Annotated in this window: 1 protein-coding gene; it reads right to left on the reverse strand. The window is 73.1% G+C overall.

Annotated features, from left to right (window positions below; translation table 11 throughout):
• Positions 1-2342 (reverse strand): Tex family protein (locus ACFU99_RS41050; RefSeq protein ID WP_384403123.1); only part of this gene is annotated, 2342 nt, incomplete at both ends.

The raw sequence follows: 2342 nt of genomic DNA on the forward strand, positions 1-2342 counted from the left end.
CAGCGTCCGCCGTTCTCCTTGCCCAGCAGGCCGGCGCGGCGCAGCGCGTCGGCCATGGCGTCGTTGGCCGGGGCCGGGCCGCGCCCACCGCCCGAGCCGCCGCGACCGCCCGAGCCGCCCCGGCCGCCGCCGCCCTGGCGCTGCTGCGAGGACCGGTCGCGCTGACCGCCGACCTTCGGACGGCCCCCGGAACCCTGACCGCCGCCGCCGGAGCCACGGCCCGCGCCGGACGTACGGCCGCCGCCCGCCGGGGCCCCCGCCTCGTCGTCGAGCCGGAGCGTCAGGGAGATCCGCTTGCGCGGGATGTCCACGTCCATGACCTTGACGCGCACGATGTCGCCCGGCTTCACCACGTCACGCGGGTCCTTCACGAACGTCCTGGACATCGCCGAGACGTGCACCAGCCCGTCCTGGTGCACACCGACGTCCACGAACGCCCCGAATGCCGCCACATTCGTGACGACGCCCTCCAGCGTCATGCCCGGCTGGAGATCGCCGATCTTCTCGACGCCCTCCTTGAAGGTCGCGGTCTTGAAGGCGGGCCGGGGGTCGCGCCCCGGCTTCTCCAGCTCCTTGAGGATGTCCGTGACCGTGGGCAGACCGAACGAGTCGTCCACGAACTCGGCGGGCCGCAGCGACCGCAGCACCGTCGTGTTGCCGATGAGGGCCGCCACCTCGCTGCCCGCCGACTTCACCATGCGCCGCACCACCGGGTACGCCTCCGGGTGCACGCTGGACGCGTCCAGCGGGTCGTCGCCGCCGCGGATGCGCAGGAACCCCGCGCACTGCTCGTACGCCTTCGGGCCGAGCCGCGACACGTCCTTCAGGGCGCGGCGGCTCCGGAAGGGGCCGTTGGCGTCGCGGTGGGAGACGATGTTCTCCGCGAGCCCCGCGCCGATGCCCGAGACGCGGGAGAGCAGCGGCGCGGAAGCGGTGTTGACGTCCACGCCGACGCCGTTCACACAGTCCTCGACGACCGCGTCGAGGGAGCGGGAGAGCTTCACCTCGGACAGGTCGTGCTGGTACTGGCCGACGCCGATCGACTTCGGGTCGATCTTGACCAGCTCGGCGAGCGGGTCCTGGAGCCGCCGCGCGATGGACACCGCGCCGCGCAGCGACACGTCCATGTCCGGCAGCTCCTGCGAGGCGAACGCCGAAGCCGAGTACACGGAGGCGCCGGCCTCGGAGACCATCACCTTGGTGAGCTTCAGCTCCGGGTGCGCCGCGATGAGGTCGGCGGCGAGCTTGTCGGTCTCGCGGGACGCGGTGCCGTTCCCGATCGAGATCAGCTCGACGTCGTGCTCCCGTGCGAGCTGGGCGAGCGTCGCCAGGGACGCGTCCCACTTCTGCTGCGGCACATGCGGATAGATGACCGCGGTGGCGGCCACCTTGCCCGTCGCCTCGACGACGGCGACCTTCACGCCCGTACGGAAACCGGGGTCCAGGCCCATCGTGGCGCGCGTGCCGGCCGGGGCGGCGAGCAGCAGGTCGCGCAGGTTCGAGGCGAAGACCCGCACCGCCTCGTCCTCGGCGGCCTGGCGCAGCCGCAGCCGCAGGTCGATCCCGAGGTGCACCAGGATGCGGGTCCGCCAGGACCAGCGCACCGTGTCCGCGAGCCACTTGTCGGCGGGCCGGCCCCGGTCGGCGATGTCGAAGCGGCGCGCGATCGTCCGCTCGTACGCGCTCACCACGCCTTCCTGGGCTCCTTCCTGCTCCTCGGGCTCCAGGGAGAGGTCGAGGACCTCCTCCTTCTCGCCCCGGAACATGGCCAGCACCCGGTGCGAGGGCAGCTGCGTGAACGGCTCGGAGAAGTCGAAGTAGTCGGCGAACTTCGCGCCCGCCTCCTCCTTGCCCTCCCGCACCTTCGCGGCCACCTGCCCCCGCGACCACATGCGCTCGCGCAGCTCGCCGATCAGGTCGGCGTCCTCGCCGAACCGCTCGGTGAGGATCGCGCGGGCGCCCTCCAGCGCCGCCGCCGCGTCCGCGACGCCCGCCTCGGCGTTCACGAACGCGGCCGCCGCGGCGGCCGGCTCCACGCCCGGATCGCCCAACAGGCCGTCGGCCAGCGGCTCCAGGCCCGCCTCGCGCGCGATCTGCGCCTTGGTGCGCCGCTTGGGCTTGAAGGGGAGGTAGATGTCCTCCAGCCGCGCCTTGGAGTCGGCCGCGCGGATCTGCGCCTCAAGCGCCTCGTCCAGCTTGCCCTGCGAACGGACCGACTCCAGGATCGCGGTCCGCCGCTCCTCCAGCTCCCGCAGATACCGCAGCCGCTCCTCCAGGGAGCGCAGCTGCGCGTCGTCGAGCATCTCGGTCGCTTCCTTGCGGTAGCGGGCGATGAACGGCAC

Source organism: Streptomyces sp. NPDC057654 (assembly GCF_042800135.1).
Classification (GTDB): Bacteria; Actinomycetota; Actinomycetes; order Streptomycetales; family Streptomycetaceae; genus Streptomyces.